This window comes from Microbacterium sp. (assembly GCF_031988965.1).
Taxonomy (GTDB): Bacteria; Actinomycetota; Actinomycetes; order Actinomycetales; family Microbacteriaceae; genus Microbacterium.
Window position 1 is genome coordinate 1 of record NZ_DALZXX010000055.1, and the last position, 17165, is coordinate 17165.

16 protein-coding genes and 1 pseudogene are annotated in these 17165 nt (G+C 68.6%); 7 read left to right on the top strand and 10 right to left on the bottom strand.

The genetic code is table 11. From position 1 onward, the window contains the following. From RTM68_RS10660 to RTM68_RS10670, 3 genes and pseudogenes are all read right to left on the bottom strand, one after another. Positions 1-479: pseudogene (locus RTM68_RS10660) on the bottom strand (carbohydrate ABC transporter permease); the annotation flags it as partial. Next, positions 476-1402 (bottom strand): carbohydrate ABC transporter permease, encoded by a 927-nt coding sequence (locus RTM68_RS10665; protein WP_194762390.1) that lies wholly within the window; start codon positions 1400-1402, stop codon positions 476-478. The gene RTM68_RS10665 and the pseudogene RTM68_RS10660, both read right to left, overlap by 4 nt. 2 nt (positions 1403-1404) lie before the next feature. Next, positions 1405-2706 carry an extracellular solute-binding protein gene (locus RTM68_RS10670; RefSeq protein ID WP_312170671.1) on the bottom strand — a complete coding sequence of 434 codons (1302 nt, stop codon included), beginning with the start codon at positions 2704-2706 and terminating at the stop codon, positions 1405-1407. A gap of 210 nt (positions 2707-2916) precedes the next feature. On the opposite strand from RTM68_RS10670, the gene RTM68_RS10675 reads away from it, so the two are divergent. Beyond that, complete coding sequence (locus tag RTM68_RS10675; protein ID WP_312170673.1) at positions 2917-4227, top strand: glycosyl hydrolase; 1311 nt, start codon at positions 2917-2919, stop codon at positions 4225-4227. 57 nt (positions 4228-4284) lie between these two features. Here the strand turns inward: RTM68_RS10675 and RTM68_RS10680 are convergent, their stop codons facing one another. Next, complete coding sequence (locus RTM68_RS10680) at positions 4285-5316, bottom strand: LacI family DNA-binding transcriptional regulator (RefSeq protein WP_312170675.1); 1032 nt, start codon at positions 5314-5316, stop codon at positions 4285-4287. Positions 5317-5480: 164 nt separating this feature from the next. Here RTM68_RS10680 and RTM68_RS10685 point away from each other — a divergent pair, with 164 nt between their 5' ends. Both RTM68_RS10685 and RTM68_RS10690 read left to right on the top strand, forming a co-directional pair. Beyond that, positions 5481-8474 carry a glycoside hydrolase family 38 C-terminal domain-containing protein gene (locus RTM68_RS10685; RefSeq protein WP_312170676.1) on the top strand — a complete coding sequence of 998 codons (2994 nt, stop codon included), beginning with the start codon at positions 5481-5483 and terminating at the stop codon, positions 8472-8474. Between the two features lie 82 nt (positions 8475-8556). Further along, positions 8557-8967, top strand: a complete 411-nt coding sequence (locus RTM68_RS10690) for a hypothetical protein (protein ID WP_312170677.1) — start codon at positions 8557-8559, stop codon at positions 8965-8967. A 63-nt stretch (positions 8968-9030) separates the two neighbouring features. Here the strand turns inward: RTM68_RS10690 and RTM68_RS10695 are convergent, their stop codons facing one another. Beyond that, entirely contained in the window at positions 9031-9690 is a 660-nt protein-coding gene (locus RTM68_RS10695) for a hypothetical protein (protein ID WP_312170679.1), read from the bottom strand. Further along, positions 9687-10145, bottom strand: a complete 459-nt coding sequence (locus tag RTM68_RS10700) for a MarR family transcriptional regulator (protein WP_312170681.1) — start codon at positions 10143-10145, stop codon at positions 9687-9689. Before RTM68_RS10700 ends, RTM68_RS10695 begins: the two co-directional genes overlap by 4 nt. A 233-nt stretch (positions 10146-10378) precedes the next feature. Between RTM68_RS10700 and RTM68_RS10705 the strand changes: the two genes are divergently transcribed. Next, positions 10379-12022 (top strand): DUF222 domain-containing protein, encoded by a 1644-nt coding sequence (locus RTM68_RS10705; protein ID WP_312170683.1) that lies wholly within the window; start codon positions 10379-10381, stop codon positions 12020-12022. 52 nt (positions 12023-12074) lie between these two features. Here the strand turns inward: RTM68_RS10705 and RTM68_RS10710 are convergent, their stop codons facing one another. Further along, positions 12075-12665, bottom strand: a complete 591-nt coding sequence (locus RTM68_RS10710) for a hypothetical protein (RefSeq protein WP_194762399.1) — start codon at positions 12663-12665, stop codon at positions 12075-12077. A gap of 121 nt (positions 12666-12786) precedes the next feature. On the opposite strand from RTM68_RS10710, the gene RTM68_RS10715 reads away from it, so the two are divergent. Further along, positions 12787-14001: a glycosyltransferase gene (locus tag RTM68_RS10715; RefSeq protein ID WP_312170686.1), complete on the top strand. Its 1215-nt coding sequence runs from the start codon at positions 12787-12789 to the stop codon at positions 13999-14001. Between the two features lie 11 nt (positions 14002-14012). Next, complete coding sequence (locus tag RTM68_RS10720) at positions 14013-15218, top strand: glycosyltransferase (protein WP_312170688.1); 1206 nt, start codon at positions 14013-14015, stop codon at positions 15216-15218. Positions 15219-15254: 36 nt separating this feature from the next. On the opposite strand, the gene RTM68_RS10725 is transcribed toward RTM68_RS10720, so the two are convergent. The 3 genes from RTM68_RS10725 to RTM68_RS10735 form a co-directional block, all read right to left on the bottom strand. After that, the gene (locus RTM68_RS10725; protein WP_312170690.1) at positions 15255-15530 is read right to left on the bottom strand and encodes a hypothetical protein; all 276 of its coding nucleotides are present in this window, start codon (positions 15528-15530) and stop codon (positions 15255-15257) included. A gap of 204 nt (positions 15531-15734) precedes the next feature. Next, a complete protein-coding gene (locus RTM68_RS10730; protein ID WP_312170692.1) occupies positions 15735-16232 on the bottom strand; it encodes a hypothetical protein in 498 nt (165 codons plus the stop codon). A gap of 81 nt (positions 16233-16313) precedes the next feature. Then, a complete protein-coding gene (locus tag RTM68_RS10735; RefSeq protein WP_194762403.1) occupies positions 16314-16475 on the bottom strand; it encodes a hypothetical protein in 162 nt (53 codons plus the stop codon). A 90-nt stretch (positions 16476-16565) separates the two neighbouring features. Between RTM68_RS10735 and RTM68_RS10740 the strand changes: the two genes are divergently transcribed. Next, the coding region (locus RTM68_RS10740) for an AraC family transcriptional regulator (protein ID WP_312170695.1) at positions 16566-17165 on the top strand (600 nt) is incomplete at its 3' end.

Sequence of the window (17165 nt, forward strand, 5' to 3'; positions counted from 1 at the left end):
GTCACAGTCACCTCGCCGGGGAACAGCAGGGTAGAGAGCAGGATCGCCATGACGATCCACTTGCCGCGGAACCGCATGCATCCGAGCGCGTAGCCGGCGAAGGTCGCCAGCACCACGTTGCTCACGACCGTGCCCACCGAGACGAGCAGCGAGTGCCAGGCGTAGAGGTAGACCGGGACGACATCGGCGACGGTGGCGTAGTTCTGCAGCGTCGGCTCTCGCGGGATGAGGTCCGGGGGGAACGAGTAGATGTTCTCCTGTGGCCCCTTGAACGAGGTCGAGAGCTGCCAGACGAACGGCCCGATCACGAGCACCAGCACGAGCAGCAGGAGCGCGTAGCGACCGATCAGCCCGCCCAGGGTCGGCTTGCTGAAGTCGCCCGAGCCGCGGCGGCGGAAGATGCGCTCGCGAGCAGTGCGATCCGATCGCCGCTCGGACTGGATCTCGTCATCGACCCGGGGCGGGGTGAGAGTGCTCATGCGGAGACCTTCGCCTTCTTCTCGCGATTCATGAATGCGATCGCGGCCAGGGGGACGAGTGTGAGGAGGAACAGGGCGACGCTGATCGCCGAGGCGTAGCCGATGTTGCCGTTGAGGCCGGAGCCGACCTGACGGATCAGCATGACCAGCGACATGTCGTAGCCGCCCGGACCGCCCGTGCCCTTGGAGAGCACGTCGAGCTCGGCGAAGACTCTCATCGCCGAGACGGCGATGAGAACCGCGATGAGCAGCATCGCGCCGCGCACCGAGGGGATCGTCACCGACAGGAAGCGGCGGAAGGAGCCCGCTCCATCGAGCATGGCCGCCTCATGCAGCTCCTTGCCGACGTTCCCGAGGGCGGCGAGGTACACGACCATGTAGTAGCCGAGCCCCTTCCACACCGTCAGCAGGATCGCGCAGCCCAGCAGCAGCCAGCGGTCGACGAGGAAGGCCAGGGGCGCGTCGATGACCCCGAGGAACTCGAGGGTCTGGTTGATGATGCCGCGGCTGTCGAACAGCCAGGTCCAGATGAGGGCGACCACGACGACCGAGGCGATGACAGGGAAGTAGAACGTGGTGCGGAAGAACGCGATGCCCGGCAGCTTCTTCTGCACGAGCAGTGCCAGCAGCAGCGGGAGGATCGTGAGCAGCGGCACGCAGACCACCACATAGAGGATGCAGGTGGTCAGGGCGTTCCAGAACATCTCGTCGCCGAGCATCCGCTCGTAGTTCGCCCCGCCGACGAATCCGGGGGTGCGCAGAGGGCGTGCGTCGGTGAAGCTCAGGAAGACGGTGTTCAGGAACGGCCAGAGCGCGAACACCAGCACCCAGATGACGGCGGGGCCGAGAAGCAGCCAGGGTGTGAACCACCGGTGCGACGTGATGGTCTTCGTCCGGCTGCGGATGCTGGTGTTCGCGCTCATGCTCACTGGTCCACGCGGTTGGCGTTGGCGTACTCGACGATCTTGTCGAGCTGAGCCTTGGCGTCGGCCTCGCCGTTCACGGCGAGAGCGATCTGCTGGGTCATGTACGTCGCCATGTCGGACGTCCACTGGAACGGGATGGCCTTGGCGTCCTCCATCGCGGTGAACACGGTGTCGATCGCGGTGAGCTGCTTCTCATCGGTGATCGACGACGAGATGTTCTCGACCACGGTGTCGCCGCCCGCCGAGGTGCCGGGCGCCGTGCCGACCGCGAGCGACGAGAACGCGACCTGATTCTGCTCGTTCGTGGCGAACTCGGCGAAGGCGAGGGCGGCCTCCTTGTTGTCGGAGTCGGCCGAGATGTTGAGTCCCTGCACATAGAGCGGCGGGATGCCGAGCCGCTGCGTGGCGACGGTGGTCTCCAGCAATGCGGGTGCATCCTTGGCGAGGTCGGTCGTGAAGCCGGTGCCGCCGGTCGTGAAGGCGACCTTCTCCTGGATGTACGCCTCGGCGTTTCCGCCGTAGTCGCCGGTCAGGGCCTCGGCGGGCATCGCCCCAGCCGCGTAGGCGTCGGCGTACTTGTCGATGATCGCCGCGGCCTCGTCGGTGTTGAAGTCGAACTCACCCTCGTCGTTGATGACCTCCATGCCCGCCGAGGTGAAGGTGTCGAGCGCGGGGATCGACGACAGCAGCTGGACCTTGCCTCCGGATTCGGTGGCCACGTCCTTCGCGAGCGTGAGCAGCTCGTCGACCGTCGTGGGGAGCGTGTCCTGGGTCACGCCGTAGGGAGCGAGCTGCGCGAGGTTCCACCACGAGGCGTCGCTCGAGAGGTACCAGGGCAGGCCATAGGTGCCCTCGACGCCCGGGTACTGGCTGTAAGCATCCCAGGCGCCCGCGTTGTAGGCCGACTTCAGCTCGGGGTCGGCCGTCTCCACGTCGACGAGCTTTCCGGCGGCGACGAGGGGATACGCGATGTCCGGCGGCAGGTTCAGCACGTCGGGGAGGGTGTCGGCGTTCGCCTGGCTCAGGATCTTCTCCTGGTAGCCGTCGCCCGGCTGGTCGAGCCATTCGACCGTGACGTCGGGGTGCTCCTTCTCGAACGCGTCGATGAGGTCTTCGAAGTACGGCGTGAACTTCTCGTTCTTCAGCGACCACGTCTGGAACTGGATGGTTCCACTCAGCTCTCCCGACGTGTCGATCGGTCCGGCGGCACCGGATGTGGTGCCCCCTCCGGTGCAACCGGCGAGCGCCATGGCGCCGATCGTGAATGTTGCCAGAGCGACAATGCGTGCGGGAACTTTCATCGTGCTTCTTCCTCGAGGCGGGCGATTGGCGGTGTCCGCTCGGCGGACTACAACGCTTTAGCAGATGAAACCATCCGATCCTCCGACTGTCAAGGCCGCTGTGCGTGTCCGCGCTACGAATGGCGAAATCCCGGTAGGCCCGTCGGTGCTCAAGCGTTATAGTGATGCGATCCGCCCTCGCCGGAGGGCCCGTCGGAAAGGTCCGGACACATGACGCAGCGCCGCGCTCTCGATGATCACCTGAGATTCGGGGCGAACTACACGCCGTCGAAGGACTGGATGCACTCCTGGCTCGACTTCACGCCGGATGACGTGCGGCGTGATTTCGCGGCCCTCGCCGATCTGGGCCTCGATCACGTCCGGGTGTTCCCGCTGTGGACCGTGCTGCAGCCGAACCGCACGCTGATCCGCGCGAAGGCGATCGACGACGTCCGCACCATGGTCGACATCGGAGCCGAGTTCGGGCTCGATGTGAGCGTCGATGTGATCCAGGGGCACCTGTCGAGTTTCGATTTCGTGCCCTCGTGGCTCTACACCTGGCACGACCGCAACATGTTCACCGACCCGAAGGCCCTCAGCGGACAGGTCGAGCTCGTGACGAGACTTGCGGGTGCGCTCGGCGACGCGGAGAACTTCCTCGGGCTGACCCTCGGCAATGAGACGAATCAGTTCTCGGCGCACACCCACCCGTCTCCCTGGCCCGTCACGACCGAGGAGGCCGGCAGCTGGATCGAGTCGCTGCTCTCGGCGGCCGAGAGCGCGGCGCCAGGCCTGCCGCACGTGCACAGCGAGTACGACGCGGTCTGGTACATGGACGGCCACGGCTTCACTCCCGCGCACGCCTCGCGACTGGGCGCGATGACCACGATCCACTCCTGGATCTTCAACGGCACCGCCCAGCGCTACGGCGGCCGTTCGGTCGCCTCCGACCGCCACGCCGAATACCTCATCGAGCTCTCGCGGGCCTTCGCCGTCGAAGCCGACCGACCGGTGTGGCTGCAGGAGGTCGGTGCGCCGTCGAACTGCCTCGACGAGAGCGAGATGCCCGGCTTCCTCGAGGCGACTCTGCGATCTGCTCTCCGTACCGAGAACCTCTGGGGTGTGACGTGGTGGTGCTCGCACGATGTGAGCCGGGAGCTGGGTGACTTTCCCGAGCTGGAGTACTCGCTGGGCCTGATCGATCAGGGCGGCGCAGCCAAGCCCATCGGGCGTCGATTCGCCGAGTTGATCCCCGAGCTGCGATCCCGCGCCGCTGCACCCGTGCGCGACACGGCGATCGTGATCGAGGTCGACGAGCGCGAGGTGCCGGTGAGTCGCGCCGCGCTCAGTCCCGGTGGTGCGGTCTTCCAGGCCTGGGTGGATGCGTGCGCCGACGGCCTCGATCCCGCATTCGTGACCTCGCTGACGGCTCGCGATGACACGGCGCTCGCCGCGCGCGGCATCCGTCGGCTGATCCGTCCCGATCTCGCGGAGAGTGCCGTCGACCCCTACGGCTCCGTCAACACCGTCGTCGGGGGCTGAGGCGGGGGCTGAGCCCTGAGGCGGGGCTGAGCCCCGCGTCGAGGGCTGAGACCTGCATCAGGACGCGGAGATCGGCGGAGCCGTGCTCTCGCGCGCGGTGAGTGTCGGCGTCGGTCCCTGGGCGCTCGGCAGGTTCGCACCGGCGAGGATCTGCTGCAGCAGCAGCGTCGCCGCCTGCTCGCCCAGTTCGAAGGTGTCGCGGGTCATCGCGGTGATCGACGGGTTGATCAGGCCCGCGATGACCGAGTCGTCGAACGAGGCGATCGACACGTCGCGCGGCACTGACCGGCCCATCTCCTGCGCCACCCGCAGCCCCGCCACGGCCATCACGTCGTTGTCGTAGACGATCGCCGTCGGGTGGAGGCGCCCGGACAGCTGAGCCCTCGTCACCGACGACGCCCGAGCGGGGGAGAAGTCGGTCGAGATCACCTCGCCGCTGATGCCGTCCGATGCCATGCCGCGCAGCACCTCGGCGCGCAACCGTGTGTGCTCGAGCTCGGCAGGGCCCGCGACGTAGGCGATGCGCGTGTGGCCGAGGGCGGCGAGGTACGAGAAGAGCGTCTCGGCCACCTCGTCATCGGCGATCCAGACGCTCGGGACCGCGCCCACCGGCGACGGCTTGGAGCCGATCATGACGGCGCGGGCGTCGAGTGCGGCGATGCGGTCGCTGCGGGGGTCGTCATCGCGGGGGTCGATGAGGATGATGCCGTCGACCTGGTTCGACGACCGCCACTGCCGATGCACCTCCATCTCTTCGGCGATGTCGGACACCAGGCGCAGCTGGAGGCTGACCTTGCTCTCGGAGAGCCGGGACTCGATCCCGGCGATGAGGTCGGTGAAGAACGCCTCGGATCCGAGCGAGCGGGCGGGGCGGGCGAGCGCGAAGCCGACGGTGTTGGCCCGCGCGCCGACGAGAGCCCTCGCGGCCGAGCTCGGCTGCCAGCCGTTCTCCTCGACGATCGAGAGGATCCGCTGCCGCGTCTCGTCGCTGACGCCGGGGCGACCGTTCAGCGCGAAGGACACAGCGCCCGGGGAGACTCCGGCCATGCGCGCGATGTCCGCGATCGTCACGCGTTTGCCGGTTGTCATGGCCCTCACCCTACTTGATCGGTTTAGCCGCTTGGAAGCCGGATGACGCCCCGAGAAGATCGATACTAGATCGCTTTAGTAAATCAGATAGCATGGTCGGCATCCGCCCTTCCCCGGGGCGCGAATCACGTCCCCCTCACCGTCGAGCCCGGAGAACCGCACCCATGCATGACGACACCTCGCTCACCGTCGGACGCGTCACGCGCGTGCTCGACGAGCGCATCCGCCCGGCCATCCACTCGGCCTCCGTGCCGCTCACGGTGGAGGTCGATGAGATTCCGGGGGAGCCGATCAGCCCCGCGGACGGGCTGGCGCTCGAGTTCTCCGAGACGACGGTGCCGAGCATGTGGGGTCCGGCCTGGTCGACGACGTGGTTCAAGCTGACGGGTCGCGTTCCCGCCGAGTGGGCGGGTCGCCGCGTCGAGGCCGTCATCGATCTCGGCTTCGACATCAACATGCCCGGCTTCCAGTGCGAGGCGCTGGCCTACCGGGCCGACGGCACGCCGGTGAAGAGCATCAACCCACGCAACCAGTGGCTGCCGATCGTCGAGACCGCCGAGGGCGACGAGCCCGTCGAGCTCTATCTCGAAGCAGCGGCCAACCCGGTGCTGCTCGACTATCACCCCTTCCTGCCGACGCAGGAGGGCGACATCCGCACCTCGTCGCGCGAGCCTCTGTACCGCACCCGCCGCATCGATCTGGCCGTCTTCGAGCAGGAGGTGTTCGAGCTGTCCCTCGACCTCGAGGTTCTGTTCGAGCTGCAGGCGGAACTGCCGGCGACGTCGCCGCGCCGCATGCGCATCCTGCAGGCGATGGACGACGCCCTCGACGTGCTCGACCTGCAGCGCATCGCCGAGACCGCGGCGGCTGCTCGTGCGCAGCTGGCCGATGCGCTCTCTGCCCCGGCCGAAGCGAGCGCCCACCGCATCTCGGCGGTCGGGCACGCACACATCGACTCGGCGTGGCTGTGGCCGGTGCGCGAGACGATCCGCAAGGTCGCCCGCACCACCTCGTCGATGACCACGCTCATCGACGAGCAGCCCGACTTCCTCTACGGAATGTCGAGCGCCCAGCAGTACGCCTGGATCAAGGAGCATCGCCCCGAGGTCTACGCGCGGGTGAAGGCCGCCGTGGCGCAGGGGCGCTTCCTGCCGCTGGGCGGCATGTGGGTCGAATCCGACACCGTGATGCCCACCGGGGAGTCTCTCGTCCGCCAGTTCTCGTACGGTCAGCGCTTCTTCGAGCGCGAGTTCGGCATCCGCTCGAAGGGCGTGTGGCTGCCCGACAGCTTCGGCTACTCGCCGGCACTGCCGCAGCTCATGCGCCGGGCGGGGTTCGAGTGGTTCTTCACGCAGAAGATCTCGTGGAACCAGCAGAACGTGTTCCCTCACCACAGCTTCCTCTGGGAGGGCATCGACGGTTCGCAGGTGTTCACGCACTTCCCGTCGATGGACACCTACAACTCGCAGCTCAGCGGCATGGAGGTCGCCAAGGCCTCGCGTCAGTTCAAGGAGAACCGCGTGAGCTCGCGGTCGATCGCCCCGGTCGGCTGGGGTGACGGCGGCGGCGGCACGACGCGCGAGATGACAGGCAAGGCGAAGCGCCTCGAGAACCTCGAAGGCAGCGCGCAGGTCGTGTGGGAGCATCCCGACACCTTCTTCGACGCCGCTCGCGCCGAGATCCCGAACCCGGCGGTGTGGGTCGGCGAGCTCTACCTCGAGCTGCACCGCGGAACCCTCACCAGCCAGCACGCCACGAAGGCGCTGCACCGCTGGGCCGAGCACGCGCTGGTCGAGGCCGAGCTGTGGGCCGCGACGGATGCCGTGCGCACAGGCGCCGCATACCCGCAGGCCGAGTTCGACCGGCTGTGGCAGATCGTGCTGCTGCACGAGTTCCACGACATCCTGCCCGGCACGTCGATCGCCTGGGTGCACCGTGAGGCCGTCGAGGTGCTCTCCGGTGTGCTGTCGGATGCGCGGGATCTCGCGGATGCCGCCCGGCGATCGCTCGTCGGCGACGGCGACCGCGAGCTGCTGTTCGTGCCGCACTCGACCGGCGAGGGGCGCGCGCTCGGAGCCGGTTTCGTCGAGGCGCCCGCGCCGGCATCCGTCCTGCTCTCGGGAGAAGACGGCGGGTGGCGACTCGAGAACGAGCTCGTCTCCGTGCTGATCTCGGCCGATGGTCTCATCGTCTCGGCGGTCGACAAGGCGTCGGGTCGCGAGGCGGTGGCTGAGGGACGCGCGGCGAACCTGTTCCAGCTGCACCAGGACTTCCCGAACATGTGGGACGCGTGGGACATCGACAAGTACTACCGCAACAGCGTCGACGACCTGACCGCGGTCGAGTCGATCTCGGCATCCGTCGTCGACGGGGTCGCGACCGTCGTCGTGACCCGGGCGTTCTCGGCGTCGACGATCGTGCAGACGATCCTTCTCGCTCCCGGTACCCGCACGGTCGCACTGCGCAACGACATCGACTGGCACGAGACCGAGAAGCTGCTCAAGCTCGCGTTCCCGCTCGACATCCAGGCGACGCACACCGAAGCCGAGACGCAGTTCGGCTACCAGGCGCGCGTGACGCACACGAACACCAGCTGGGAGGCGGCGAAGTTCGAGACCTCGATGCACCGCTTCGTGCTGGTGCGCGAGCAGGACTTCGGCGTCGCCCTCGTGAACGACTCGATCTACGGCTACGACACGACGCGCGAGGTGTCGGACGACGCGGTCGCCACCACCGTGCGACTGTCGCTGCTGCGGGCGCCTCGGTTCCCCGACCCCGACACGGACCACGGCCACCACCAGATCGAGATCGGCTTCGTGGTCGGAGCGGATGCCGCGATCGCGACGGCTGAGGGCATCCGACTCAACAGCCCGGCCACGGTCGTGCGCGGCGGGCGCGAAGTCGCACCGCTGGTGTCGGTCGACGGTGAGGGCATCGTCGTCTCAGGGGTGAAGCTGGCCGACGACGGCTCTGGCGACGTGATCGTGCGTCTCTACGAGGCGCTCGGACGCCGTGCGGTCGGGTCGCTCGCCGTCGACTTCGCGCACTCGGAGATCCGTGAGGTGTCGCTCATCGAGGATGCTCTCGACGACGCTCGCGTGGGCGGGGAGCTGCGTCTGCGGCCGTTCGAGGTGCGGACGCTGCGCATCGTGCGCTGAGGGGCACGCGGACGCGATCCGGTCGGATGCCTGCTGAACTCCGCCGTTGCGGCGATCGCCGCGCGGGGAGGACTATGGGCGGATGGCCACCATCGACGACGTCCGCGAGATCGCTCTCGGTCTCCCCGGTGTGACCGAACAGGTCGGCGGTCACACCGGGGAACCGTCGTGGCGTCTGCCCAACGGTCAGATCGCGTGGGTTCGCGGGCCCAGCAAGGTCGATCTGCGCCAGCTCGCCGACCTCGGTCTCGAATGGCCTGACGGTCCGGTCATCGGGGTGCGCGTGGCGAGTCTCGAAGAGAAGGCGACCCTGCTCGCCGCCGAGCCCACAGGCCTCTTCTCCATCCCGCACTTCGACGGATATCCGGGACTGCTCGTGCAGCTCGAGGCGGTCGAGCGCGACCGGCTCGCCGAGATCATCGCGGATGCCTGGTTGATGCGCGCACCGGTGCTCGTCGCGAAGAGATGGCTCGAGGAGCGCGGGCTCGACTGACCGGTCAGGTCGCCCGTTCGTCGACGAGACGCACCGACGAGTCCGGACGCGCGAGGCTGATGCTCACCCGGTGTCCATGAGGAACGGCCGAGCGGCGTCGAGGAAGGCACGAGGGTCGTCGGCCCAGAGCCGGATGCGGTCGACCCGATGCGTTCCGCCCTTCGGTGCGAGGCCGGGCAGCCTGATCTCTACCCGGCGCTCGAGCTCGACCTCGATGTTCGTCTCGTCCTGCATCCGCTCGGCATACTCCGACCCGGCGATGCGTGGCTGCTTGGGCTCATCGACGCGACGGCTGATCGCGACCGACGCGATGTCGGCCCAGCCGATCGGCACATCGAGCTCGAGCCCGCTGCGGACGCGGATGCCGTCGGGGCCCACGGTGTGCGGGCGCATGAGCATCGCGCAGAGCAGACCCACCATCCAGGTGACTCCCCAGATGCCGAGGATCAACAGCGTGATGCGCACGGCCGGCCATTGGTGGACGATGAGGTCGAGGATCGGGATCTCGACCGCCGAGAGTCCGATGAAGATGAACAGCACAGTGAGCACCGGGCGGTGGTAGCCGATGCCCGTGCCGCCCCGCGGCACCGCGGGGCGACGGGCGATCGCGCGGGCGATGCTCGAGTAGACGCGCAGTTCGGCGATCCAGGCCCGGTGCAGGACGTTGAGGATGCGGGCGAGGCGGGTCGGCCGGGGAGCGACCGCCCGCAGTTGCTCGGTCATCGCGCCTCCTCGGGCGCGGTGGTCGCGGCCGCCTCGACGAGGCTCTGCAGATGCGCGACGACGGCTGACAGGCCGCGCTCGACGGCGGGGCGGTCTGCCGGATCGATCGCGCTCAGCAGCGTCGCATTGAGGTGTTCGTGCTCCTCCTGCATCCGCGTCATCGTCTCGACGGCCGTGGATGTCAGCTCGACCAGAACCGCGCGTCGGTCGGTCGGGTGCGGGGACCGGCGGACGTGCCCCGACTTCTCGAGCGCGTCGACGAGCCCGGTGATGTTGCGAGGACTGACCTCGCAGAGCTGGGCCAGGGACTGCTGGGTCGACGGTCCTGCGTGCTGCAAGACCCAGAGCAGGTGCACCCGGGCCGTTGTGAGTCCGGTGCCGTCGAAGGCGCGGGCCATGTCTCGCTGGAAGAGATCGGTGATCTGCAGCAGACGGTCGACGAAGAGCGGCTCCATAGTCGTGATGGTACTACATTGTTACCTATGTTCACTAGTTTCGCGCTCCTCCTCCGCTCTCGTCCTTGACCCCTGTCGTCTCGACCTTTCTCGTCGTGTCCTCGTGCTGCTCGCGGTCGCCGTCCGGCTTCTTCGGCGCGCTGTACTGGGAGATCAGAATATGCCTTTGAACAGGGCTAATCGGGCGCGAATTCAGGCCGTCAATGTCGGTGGCTGCGTGTTGACTCAGGGGTATGAACAGCGCCGCAGAGCTTCTGGATCGGGTCATCGCCGACCTCGATGCGGTGCTGTCCGACGACGGGCTGGCGGCGTTGTCGGATGCGGAGCGAGTCACGGTGCTGCAGGGTGCGGGGGCGGCGTTCCGACGTGCCGAGGCGGTCATCGTCGAGACGGTCGCGACCGGCGACGCAGTTGACTTTCCGCATTCGGCGGGGTGTCGGGGGCTGCGCGAGTTGTTGCAGCGCACCGTGCGCGTGGATGTGCGTGGCGCGAGCAGGGTCGACAGGGTCGTCGATCTGGTGCGGAGACCTCTGAGTCTGGCGGGGGAGCGGATGCCGGCGCGGTGGTCGGAGATGCGGCTGGCGCTGCTGGACGGGGTGGTCGGGGTCGCGGGGTTCCTGGCGGCGACGGGGCCGATCGAGAAGGTGTGGGATCGGCTCACGGTCGAGCAGCGGTTGGCGGCGGATGTCGCGTTGGCGGGGTGTGCGCGAGGCCACGGCCTCGACGTGGGCGCCGAGGACGCCTCGGATGCGGATGGCGAACCCGATTCGGATGGTGGCGAGGGTGCGGCGGGTCCTGCGCCGACGGCGCAGGACCTGACGGCTCTCGCGGAGGATCTCGCGTCGATGTTCGATCCGGATGGTGAGGAGCCGAAGGATGAGGAGGCGCAGCGTCGTCGGGGCGTCACGATCGGCCGGCTGAAGGACGGCGTGCACGCGATCCGGGGATACCTGACCCCGGAGGTCGCGGCGCAGTTCCAGTTGATCCTGGATGCGATCCTCAACCCCAAGGGCGAGGGGGCGCCCATGCCCGGGGTGCACTTCGCCCCGAGTGACGGTGGCCCCGCGTCCGACGATGCGGATGGGGATGCGGATGCGGATGGGGATGGGGAGGGCGCTGATGCGTTCAACTCGGATCCGCGGTGCGTACTCGATGACCGCACTGCGGCGCAGAAGCGGCACGATGCCCTCGCCATGATCTTCGCGATCGCTGCTCGTCACAACGAGATGCCCACGCTCGGCGGATCCGCACCCGTGCTCGTGGTGAACGTCGACGCGACAGACCTCACCGCCCATTCCGCCGGTGCCGCCGGAGCCGCCGGAGCCGGGTTCGGATCGACGAGCAGAAGCGGTGGCGCAGGAGGGTGGGCGACGATCCCCGGGTCCGGTGCGCATGTGCCCGTCTCGGTCGCCGCGCACGTCGGCTGTGTCGGGACGATCCAACGGGTCCTGTTCGATGAGGGGCGGATCATCGGCATCACGACCACCGATCGGGTGTTCACTGTGCATCAGCGGCGGGCGATCGTCGCCCGCGACAAGGAGTGCCTGATCCCCGGCTGCCACGTCCCGGCATCCTGGTGCGAGATCCACCACGTCACGGAACATGCCAGAGGTGGTCCGACGCATACGGACAACGGCGTGCCGTTGTGCTGGTGGCACCACCGATCCCTCGGCGCCTCCGGATGGGAGATCCGGATGGAAGGCGGTGTCCCGCAGGTCCGCGGGCCCAGCTGGTGGGATCCCGAACGACGGTGGCGCACACCGAAGCTCAGCCTCCGGAAACGCAGTCTTGCGAAACGCAGTCTTGCGAAACGCAGTCTTTCGAAACGCAGTCTCCCGGAAAGCGAGAAGGTGCGGGGTGCGCAGGGCCGGATCTGAGGCCGGCGTGCGCCGAGTGTGCTCACGCAGTCCGAAGGTGCGAGGGCGACGGTCAGGCCGGGTCGAGTCGCAGCACCTCGGGCGATTCGCCGCCGGAGAGTTCGTCGGCGACGCGGATGCTGCGGGCCAGCTCGTCGAGCGCGCCGTCGAGAGTGCCGAAGCGCTCCTTGTCGCTGCACACCGCCGTGAGGGTCACGAGATGGGTGCCGGTGTCCCACGTGTAGGTGACGAAGGGCGGGGAGGCGGGCGTCGGCGGCATCGCGACCACGAGCTTCTCGCCCGAGCCCAGCCAGCGGCTCGAGAAAGACTGGGTGTCGTCGTAGTCCATCGGCATCGAGGCCCGCGCGATGCGCACTTCGGGGGTCAGCGCCTGCACGGTGGCCATCGCCACCACGAGCTCGGGTTCTGCCTTCCACGTCCAGACCAGCACGCGGCCGTCGGCACGGCGCATCAGCATCGGAGTCGCCTGGCTCATGGCCCACGCTCCCAGCTTCGAACCCGGGCGCTCCGTCGCGCCCATCGCCGAGTTCACCTGACCCAGCAGCATCCGGATCGCCGCCTTGCGATGCCGTCGCCCCTTCCACCCGAGCGAGTCGGTGACGGGGATCCACTGTCGGGGGTCGGCGTCGGCAGTCAGTCGCATGGCCTCCACGCTAGAGGGTGAGGCTGGGGGATGGCGGTATGCCTCGGCTGCTCGATCAGGCCCCTCCGGTAGAGTGGCCAGCGCCCGACCGGGCTCCCTGGCCGCCGTACCGTAAGGCAGAATGTCTTCCTCTCCCTCCGATTCGACGAGTGCTCCCGAGACCGGGTCGCGTCCGCTGCGCATCCTGATCGGGTGCGACACGTTCTCCCCCGACATCAACGGCGCCGCCCGCTTCGCCGAGCGTCTCGCTGCGGGGCTCGTGCAGCGCGGCCACGACGTGCACGTGGTCGCCCCGAACCTCGTGTACCGGCGCACCCCTGCGCGCACCGAGGTGATCGAGGGCGAGCCGATGACGATGCATCGACTCCCGTCGGTGCGGTGGGCGCCCCATGACTGGCTGCGCTTCGTGTGGCCGTGGCGCGTGAAGCACTACGCCCGCAGAATCCTCGACGACGTGCAGCCCGACGTCGTGCACATCCAGTCGCACATCGTCATCGGTCGCGGTCTCTCGCGCATCGCGCACGAGCGGGGCATCCCGGTGATCGCCACGAACCACGTGATGGCCGAGAACATCCTCGATCACACGACGATGCCGAAGTTCGTCGACGACCTCGTGCTGCGGTGGGCGTGGGGCGACGCGAAGCGCACGTTCGCCCTGACCCGCGCGATCACGACCCCCACCCGCCGTGCCGCCGACTTCCTCGAGCGCACCGTCGAGGTCAAAGGTGTCATCCCGGTCAGCTGCGGCATCGACCGCACCCAGTACACGCCGGTGATCGCTCCGCGCGACAAGAACCGCATCATCTTCGTCGGCCGCCTGACCGCCGAGAAGCAGGTCGAGGTCATCCTCGAGGCCATGACGAAGCTCGATCCTGCGCTCGACGCGACCTTCGACATCGTCGGTGGCGGCGACCAGCGCAAGAACCTCGAGAACCTCACGAACCAGCTGGGCCTCGCCGACCGCGTGACCTTCCACGGACGCACGACCGACGAGGAACTCCGGGCGCTGCTCTCACGCGCCTCGGTGTTCACGATCGCCTCGATCGCCGAGCTGCAGTCCATCGCCACGATGGAGGCCATGGCCTCGGCGCTGCCGATCGTCGCGGCGGATGCCGTCGCTCTGCCGCACCTCGTGCACGACGGCGAGAACGGCTACCTCTTCGAGCCCGGCAACGCCGATGCGCTCGCCGCGAGACTCACCGACGTGCTGACGGCGTCGCCGGGCGAGTACGCGCGGATGCAGCAGGCGTCGCTCGACGGCGTCGCGATCCACGACATCAACCGCACGCTCGACACGTTCGAGGCGCTGTACCGCGACGAGCCGCTGCCCGAGTGACGGCGCGCGCCATGCACATCGTCTTCTTCGGCGATCAGCACCTCGACTCGCTCGGCGGGGCACAGGTGTCGATGCGGCTGCAGCGCGAGTTCCTCGAGCGCGCTGGCCACACGGTGACGGTGGTCGCCCCGAAGATGCACGGACCGCGCGCATCCGGTCTCGACGACCCGTCGAACGTCGATCTGCCGTCCGTGCCGATCACCGTCGACCGCGAGTACTCGATGAGCTGGCCAGGACGAGCGACCGATCGCTTCGTCGACCGGGCGATGACGCACCGCCCGCCCGTCGATCTCGTGCACGTGCAGGCCGACTTCTGGGGTGCGTTCATCGGTCATCGATACGCCGCGCGGCACGGCGTGCCCGTGGTGCACACCATGCACAATCGGGTCGACGTCGGCATCGCCGCCGTGACGCCGCTGCATCGCCCGGTGCTGTCGGTTCTCAACGTCTGGCGCCGGTCCGCGCTCCGTGCGCTCGGCGAGCCGGTGGGCGGCAGCGACGGCTGGGCCTTCCTGCGCGGCATCGCGAGCGGTGCCTCGGCGGTGACCGCGCCCTCGACGCACTTCGCCCGGCGCCTCGAGGAGAACGGCGTCTTCAGTCCGGTCGATGTCGTCTGGAACGGCATCGACGACGACGTCCGCGAGCAGACCCTCGCCGGGGCCCCCGCCGAGCGCGCTCCGGGTCGCCCCCGGTTCGTATGGCTCGGCCGCATGAGTCCCGAGAAGCGGCTGCTGCCCTTCCTCGAGGCGTTCGTCGAATCCGGAGTCGATGCCGACCTCGAGATCATCGGCGGCGGGGCCCAGCGCGCGGCCGCCGAGAAGATCGTCGCGGGGATGCCGAACGTACGCTTCGCCGGCACGCTCACCTATCCGCAGACGCTGGCTCGCATCGCTGCGGCCGATGCTCTGGTGCAGACGTCCATCGGATTCGAGACCCAGGGCATGACGCCCTTCGAAGCCGCGACCCTCGGGACCCCGTCGGTGATCAGCGACCCCGATATCGCCGCCGAGCTGGGCGGTGGCCTCTGGGCTGCTCCCGGAGCAGCGGGCACGGAAGACCAGCGTCGAGTAGGCCTGGTCGAGACGCTGCGGCGCGCGGCATCCGACATCGCCGCAGGTTCCGCGCCGATGCCGATGCGCGAGGTGTCGGAGGCTTTCCGGCAGTCGTCGCGCACGGCCGCGATGATCGAGGTCTACGAGCGGGTGCTCGCGGGCTGAACGCCGCGTGTCCCGCGCCTGCGGTCGGGGCCCGTCTCAGCTGAAGTACGTCGCCACCCACGAGAGCCATCCGCCGACGGCGCCGGCCATGATGCTCAGCGCGAGGCCGATCGCGACGGCGGCGAGCAGAGGAGACGCTCTGCGGCGCAGCGCGGCGATGCCCAGCGCCAGGCCGGCGATCGCGACGGCGAGGGCGACGAGGTTCACGAGGATCGAGAGGATGTCGGTGACGTAGCCGACGGCCATGTACAGGACCGGGGTCACGAGGCGCAGGGCCAGACTGAAGCCGACCGCGACCGCACTGGCGACCAACGCGGTGCGCCGGAGCGCGGCGCGGGAGCGGCAGGTGCGGGCGCGTCGAACGGATGGTGGCCCGCGGCGTACGGCTGGCCGGGATGCGTGTAGGGCAAGCCGGGTTGCGTGTACGACTGGCCCGGTTGCGTGTGGGGCTGGCCGGGCTCGGTGTAGGGCGGGCCGGGCTGCTGGTGGGGATCGCTCATGCGGGTCGCGACGGGCTCAGAACGGCAGGGCGTAGAACAGGTTCGAGACCCACGAGATCAGGATGCCGGCGAGCTGGGCAGCCGTGATGCCGATGGCGATGCCGGGGAGGATCTTCGATCCCGGCTTCTTCGCGGCCACGATGCCCAGCAGGAGTCCCGCCAGCGCGACGAGGAAGACCAGTCCGTTGCCGACGGTCCCGAAGGCGCCGATCACGACCGGGTCGTAGGACCATCGGAAGATCAGCGGGTACGAGACGGTCGTCACCAGACCGAGGCCGAGCGACACGACGGCGAGGATGAACGCGAGGCGCCCGGGGTTGGTGGCCGGGGCAGCAGGCGACGCATCCGGGTACGGCGACGAGCTCGGGTACTGCGACGGGCTCGGGTACTGCGGGGAACTCGGGTACGGCTGACCGGCCAAGTACGGCTGGCCGGCCGGGTACTGCGGAGGTGCCGCGTGCTGCGGCGGGGGACTTCCGTACGGCTGCGCGGGGGGCTGCTGCGGCTCGCTCATGCAGTCGAGCGTAGCCGTGCGCAGCGCCGTGCGCAGCGCCGTGCGGGAGACGGCTCGACGGAGTCCGGCGTGACAGCCGACTCAGCGGTAGACGTGCCCTGCTTCGGCGCCGTCGATCGCGTCGCGGTCGGCGACTCGTGACCAGTCGGTGGGTACAGGGCGATAGCCGTCGCGGCGGAGTTCGACGACGGTGGCGACCAGTGCCCACGCGACGAGGGCGAGGAGTGCAAGGAGAATGAACATGGCAGAAAGGCTATGTTCGCTCTTGATCCGCCACGAGTGGCAGAATAGACTGCGAGCGTACGAAAGCTGCCATCGTCGGGAGAAGCCATGATGAAGACCGTCGCCTGCGTCGTTCAGGACGGATTCGCGCCGTTCGAGTTCGGGCTCGCCTGCGAGGCGTTCGGTCTCGACCGTTCGAACGACGGCGTGCCGAACTTCGATTTCCGCGTCATCGCTCCGCATCCGGGGGTCGTGGCCTCGAAGCTCGGCTTCTCGATCAATGTCGAGCACGATCTCTCGTTCGCCTATGAGGCCGACCTCGTCATCTTCTGTCCCGTGCCGCGGGAGTACTGGTCGCGGATCGACCCTCTGCTGCTCGAGCTCGCGCGAGACGCGGTGGCGCGCGGCGCCTGGGTGCTGACGATCTGCAGTGCGTCGTTCATCCTCGGCGCAGCGGGCGTGCTCGACGGTCGCCGGGCGACGACCCACTGGATGTACTCCGACATCATGGCCGAGATGTACCCGCAGATCGACATCGACCCCGACGTGCTGTTCGTGCAGGACGAGCGCATCATCACGAGTGCCGGCACCGCCGCCGGCATCGACGCGTGCCTGCACCTGCTGCGCCAGGAGCTGGGCGCCGAGCTCACGAACCGCATCGCGCGCCGCATGGTGGTGCCGCCGCAGCGCGACGGCGGTCAGGCGCAGTTC